The organism is Candidatus Igneacidithiobacillus taiwanensis (assembly GCF_031962545.1).
GTDB classification, from domain to species: Bacteria; Pseudomonadota; Gammaproteobacteria; order Acidithiobacillales; family Acidithiobacillaceae; genus Igneacidithiobacillus; species Igneacidithiobacillus taiwanensis.
This window is the reverse complement of the sequence record NZ_JAVRKK010000150.1, coordinates 1-4,994: the sequence shown is the minus strand read 5'-3', so window position 1 is coordinate 4,994 and position 4,994 is coordinate 1. Positions and strand designations below refer to the sequence as shown.

General features: G+C 60.6%; 5 protein-coding genes. All 5 read left to right on the top strand.

The window, feature by feature from the left end; translation table 11 throughout:
- The coding region (locus RTI30_RS12500; RefSeq protein WP_312283905.1) for an EscU/YscU/HrcU family type III secretion system export apparatus switch protein at positions 1-543 on the top strand (543 nt) is incomplete at its 5' end.
- 4 nt (positions 544-547) lie between these two features.
- Positions 548-2,599 carry a flagellar biosynthesis protein FlhA gene (flhA, locus tag RTI30_RS12495; RefSeq protein WP_312262652.1) on the top strand — a complete coding sequence of 684 codons (2,052 nt, stop codon included), beginning with the start codon at positions 548-550 and terminating at the stop codon, positions 2,597-2,599.
- A gap of 24 nt (positions 2,600-2,623) precedes the next feature.
- Positions 2,624-3,739, top strand: coding sequence for a flagellar biosynthesis protein FlhF (gene flhF / locus RTI30_RS12490; protein ID WP_312262651.1), 1,116 nt, complete (start codon positions 2,624-2,626; stop codon positions 3,737-3,739).
- Positions 3,740-3,756: 17 nt separating this feature from the next.
- Entirely contained in the window at positions 3,757-4,620 is an 864-nt protein-coding gene (locus RTI30_RS12485) for a MinD/ParA family protein (protein ID WP_312262650.1), read from the top strand.
- Between the two features lie 9 nt (positions 4,621-4,629).
- Positions 4,630-4,905: a sigma factor gene (locus RTI30_RS12480; protein ID WP_312262649.1), complete on the top strand. Its 276-nt coding sequence runs from the start codon at positions 4,630-4,632 to the stop codon at positions 4,903-4,905.
- Positions 4,906-4,994 lie beyond the last annotated feature (89 nt).

Sequence of the window (4,994 nt, the reverse complement as noted above, 5' to 3'; positions counted from 1 at the left end):
ATCTCCGCCAGCACCTTGTTGATCGTGGCCTTTGATGTGCCTTTTCAGCTCTGGACCTATAACGAGAAGCTGAAAATGACCGATCAGGAAGTCCGCGACGAAATGAAGGAGCAGGAGGGCAATCCCGAGGTCAAGAGGCGCATACGCAGCTTGCAGCGTGAGATGTCGCGGCGGCGCATGATGGCGGCGGTGCCCAAGGCAACGGTGGTGGTGACCAACCCCACCCACTATGCCGTCGCCCTGCGCTACGACGAGGGTAAGGATGCGGCACCGGTGGTGTTGGCCAAGGGTGCTGACGAATTGGCGGCAAAGATTCGAGAACTGGCGCGGGAACACCGCATTCCCTTGGTGGAGGCGCCTCCCTTGGCGCGTGCTCTATATCACCATGTAGAACTCGATCGACCCATTCCTGCAGTGCTCTACCGGGCGGTAGCCGAATTATTGGCCTATCTATACCAACTACGCGTTGCCCAGCCGGGGCGGACGCCCGTGGCACCGGAGCAATGGTCGGTGCCTGCGGAACTCGATCAGGGAGGGAAATAAAGCCATGGAGGGACTCCTGCGACTGCTGCGGCGGATCAACTGGCATACCTTGGCGGCGCCGATTCTGGTCATCATGATCCTGGCGATGCTGGTGATCCCCCTGCCTACCTTTTTGCTCGATGTTTTCTTTACCTTCAATATCAGTTTGGGGCTGATCATCCTCCTGGTCAGCCTGTACATGACCAAGCCCCTCGAGTTTTCGGCGTTTCCTACTGCTTTGCTGCTGACCACTCTGCTGCGTCTATCCCTCAATGTTGCGGCGGCGCGGGTGATTTTGCTGCATGGGCAAAACGGGCCGGGTGCCGCGGGGGTGGTCATCGAGTCCTTCGGGCAGTTTGTGGTGGGAGGGGACTACGCCGTCGGCATCATCGTCTTTGCCATCCTCGTCATCATCAATTTTGTCGTCATCACCAAGGGTGCCGGGCGTATTGCCGAGGTCAGTGCCCGCTTTACCCTCGACGCCATGCCGGGCAAGCAGATGGCCATCGATGCCGATCTCAACGCCGGCCTGATCAATCAGCAGGAGGCCCAGAAGCGGCGCCAGGAAATCGCTCAGGAAGCGGATTTCTTCGGGGCCATGGACGGTGCCAGCAAATTCGTACGTGGCGACGCCATTGCCGCCATCCTCATCCTCTTCATCAACCTGATCGGCGGCTTGATCATTGGCGTTTGGCAACATGGCTTGTCTTTGAATACGGCGGCGCACGATTACACCTTGCTGAGTATTGGCGATGCCTTGGTTGCGCAGATTCCAGCTCTGGTAATCTCCATTGCCGCTGGCATTGTGGTCAGTAGCGTCAATACCGGTAATGATCTGGGGCGGCAGTTGATTGGGGAGCTGCTGCGCAATGAAGAGGTGCTGATCGTCGTTGCCGTGATTCTGGGCCTCCTCGGCATTATTCCGGGTATGCCGCACTTACCTTTTTTGAGCGTTGCCGCCATCCTTGGCGGCTATTCTTGGTGGCGAAGGCGGCAGCGACAGAATGTGGCAGAGGAGATAGTGCCGCCAGCGCCGGAACCGGAGGAAGTCAATTGGGATAGCGTTGAGCCCCTCGATCCCTTGGGCCTGGAGCTGGGCTATCGGCTGATTCCTTTGGTCGACAAGAGCAGTGGCGGTGAACTCCTGGCGCGCATCCGTGGGGTGCGCAAAAAATACGCCCAGGACTTTGGTTTTCTAGTGCCGGCAGTGCATGTGCGCGACAATCTCGAACTGCGGCCCACTTTGTATCGCATTACCATCAAGGGCGTCGAGGTAGCGAGCGGCGAAGTCTTACCGGATCTCCTGCTCGCCATCGACCCCGGCAATGTGCTTGGCAAGCTTGAGGGTACCCCGACTCAGGACCCCAGTTTCGGTCTGCCCGCGGTCTGGATCGATACGAAGAGTCGCGACAAGGCTGTGGCCTTGGGCTATACGGTTGTCGATCCGGCAACGGTCATTGCCACCCAACTGCATCAGGTGCTGCAGCAGCGGGCGGCGGACCTCCTGGGCCGCGAGGAAGTAGAAGGCCTTCTCTCCCACCTGGCCGCCCGCTCACCCAAGCTGGTGGAAGATGTGATCCCCAAGCTCCTCTCGGCGGACAAGTTCAAAAAGGTGCTGCAGAATTTGCTGCGCGAATCGGTACCCATCCGCGATTTGCGTACCATCGTCGAAACCTTGGCGGAACACGCCGCCGAGAGTCAGGATATCGACACCCTCACCAGTGCCGTGCGCCAAGCTTTGGGGCCTTACATCGTGCAAGACCTCTTTGCCGGGCAGACGGAGTTGCCGGTGGCGGTGCTCGATCCCACGCTGGAACAGTTGTTGCAAGACGGGTTTCGGAATGGGCAAGGGGAACAGATCGAACCCGGTCTGGCGCAAAAAATCATGGAAAAGGCAGGGGCATTGATGCAACAGATGGAAGCCGGTGGCATGCAGCCTGTGCTCTTGGCCATGGGACCACTGCGGAGTTTTTTGGCGCGCTTTTTGGCGCGTTCTGCGCCGCGGCTGCGGGTGCTGTCCTACGGCGAGATCCCCGACAACAAACGCATCCGGGTGGTTGCCACCCTTGGCGCCTGAGCTTTATGAGAGGATGATTGGACGATGAAAATGCGCAGATTTCGCGGTGGCAGCACGCGAGAAGTCCTTGGCCAGATTCGCCAGGCCCTCGGCCCCGAGGCAGTGATCCTCTCCAACCGGAGTCTCGACGATGGCGTCGAAATCGTGGCCGCAATCGATTTCAACGAAGACGAATTGGCCGCCGCTTCCGCGACTTGGTCGGAAGCACCGCCGGTGCCGCAACCCGTGCCCAGCGCCCGAATGGAACACAGCAATGCCGGCCTAGCCGCATCGCCCTCGCTGCCCCAGCAACAGATGCAGGAACTGCGTAAGCTGCTAGAGCAACGCTGGGGCGGTGCAACGCGAAGGGCCTCTGCCGCCCAGTCCGGCCCTTCCTTGGCCCAGGTGCAGGAATGGGGTTTTGTAAGCTGGGCGGAGACCATTACGGCGGCAGCACAGGAACAGGGTTTGGCCACTGGCCTGCAGAGCGTCTTGCAGGCACAGATTCCAGCCCTTGCAGACCCCCTTGGCAGCGGCGGCATCTTTGCGGTCTTCGGGCCCACCGGCGCCGGTAAAACCACCAGTGTTGCCAAGCTCGCCGCGCAGCAGGTGCTGCGCTTTGGGCCGGAGTCGGTAGCCCTCTTTACCAGCGACACCTACCGCATTGCCGGGGTAGAGCAGCTCAATATCTACGCGCGCATCCTGGGGGTACCAGTGGAGGTGATCCGCGGCCCACAAGACCTTTTCGATGCCCTGCAAAGACAGCAGGGGCGACGTTGGATCTTTATCGATACCATGGGCCTGAGCCCCCGCGACGAGCGACTCGACGAGCAGTTACTTTGGCTCGACGCCCTTGGCCCGCACCTGCAACGCTTTTTGCTGGTCCCGGCGAGCCTTGCCGGGCGCAGCCTCGAGCAGACCATGCGACCGTACCAAAAACTCTCCCTCAACGCCGCCATTCTCAGTAAGGTCGATGAAGCACCTGCCTGTGGTGCCGCCCTGGAATGGCTAGCACAACGAAAGCTCCCCCTGGCATTTTTCAGCGATGGCCAAAAAGTGCCGGAGGACATCCATCCCCTGCGCTGGGAGCAATTGTTGGGAGCCATGGAGTTGCAGCCGCAAGAAACCGCCGTAACCGGCAATCAGTACCGAGAAGCATGACCAAACGGAGCCCCGAGATGCCAATGTACCAAGTACCGAAAGACCAGGCAGAAGGTTTGCGCAATCGCGCCGGCGTCGGCGCGCGTATCCTGGCCGTCGCCAGCGGTAAGGGCGGGGTGGGCAAGACCAATGTGGCGGTCAACCTCTCCCTGGCCTTGGCCATGCGCGGCAAGCGTCTGCTGCTTCTCGATGCCGACCTGGGTTTGGGTAATGTCGACGTCTTGCTGGGTCTGAGCCCCCGCTATCACCTCGCCCATGTACTGGCCGGGGAAAAAACCCTCGATGAGGTGCTGGTTTCTGGCCCGCAGGGCATCCAGATCCTACCCGCCGCCAGTGGCATTGCCGAAATGGCCAATCTCGACGCCCGACGGCTGGCGGGCCTCATGGATTTGCTGGGAACCCTGGAACAGTCGGTGGATTATCTGCTCATCGATCTTGCGGCGGGTATTGGGACGGATGTGCTGCGCTTTGCTCAGGCTGCCGACCATGTGTTGGTCGTGGTAACCAACGACCCAGCCTCCATTACCGATGCCTATGCCTTTATGAAGGTCATGAGCCGCGATTACGGGGTGCGCTATTTTTCCGTGTTGGCAAACATGGTGCGCGATGAGGCTGAAGGAAAACAACTGTTTTCCCGCCTTGCAGCGGTGGCGCAGCGCTATTTGGACATTCCCCTGCGGCATGCCGGCAGTATCCCCCTCGACCCGTACCTGCGCAGCGCCATCCGCAGCCAGCAGGCACTGATCGAGCGCTACCCCAATGCCGTTGCCTCCCAGGCCTTTCGTGCCCTGGCCGAAACCGTCCTCGCCTGGCCACAGCCGCAGACACGGGCGGGAGAGCCGCGTCTGTTCGCTTCGCGTCTCTTGGGGCGTGGCGCCTAGGTTGGGTTGATGCGTTCTTCCTCCCTCGACTCCCCCACCCGCAGCGCCCGGGTAGCAGAGTACCTGCCCCTGGTGCAGCGGATTGCGCAGCGATTGCGGGCGCGCCTGCCGGCGAGCGTTGATGTGGGAGACTTGGTGCAGGCTGGCTTGATTGGGCTGCTCGATGCCCTCGAGCAGCAGGAAAGCAGCGTCAACGAAACCGCTTTTCAGGCCTACGCCAGCATCCGCATCCGTGGCGCAATGATGGACGAGCTGCGCAATCAGGACTGGCTACGGACCCTCTGATTTAGCCCTCTGATACAATGGGTTGACCGAGTAGCTAGGAGATGACATCCATGACCGGACAGATGACCTTTGCCGAGGAGCCCAGCCTG

Coding starts and splice junctions, on each gene's coding strand:
- RTI30_RS12480 (WP_312262649.1), top strand. CDS start 4,630: ATGCGTTCTTCCTCCCTCGACTCCCCCACCCGCAGCGCCCGGGTAGCA.
- RTI30_RS12485 (WP_312262650.1), top strand. CDS start 3,757: ATGCCAATGTACCAAGTACCGAAAGACCAGGCAGAAGGTTTGCGCAAT.
- flhF (WP_312262651.1), top strand. CDS start 2,624: ATGAAAATGCGCAGATTTCGCGGTGGCAGCACGCGAGAAGTCCTTGGC.
- flhA (WP_312262652.1), top strand. CDS start 548: ATGGAGGGACTCCTGCGACTGCTGCGGCGGATCAACTGGCATACCTTG.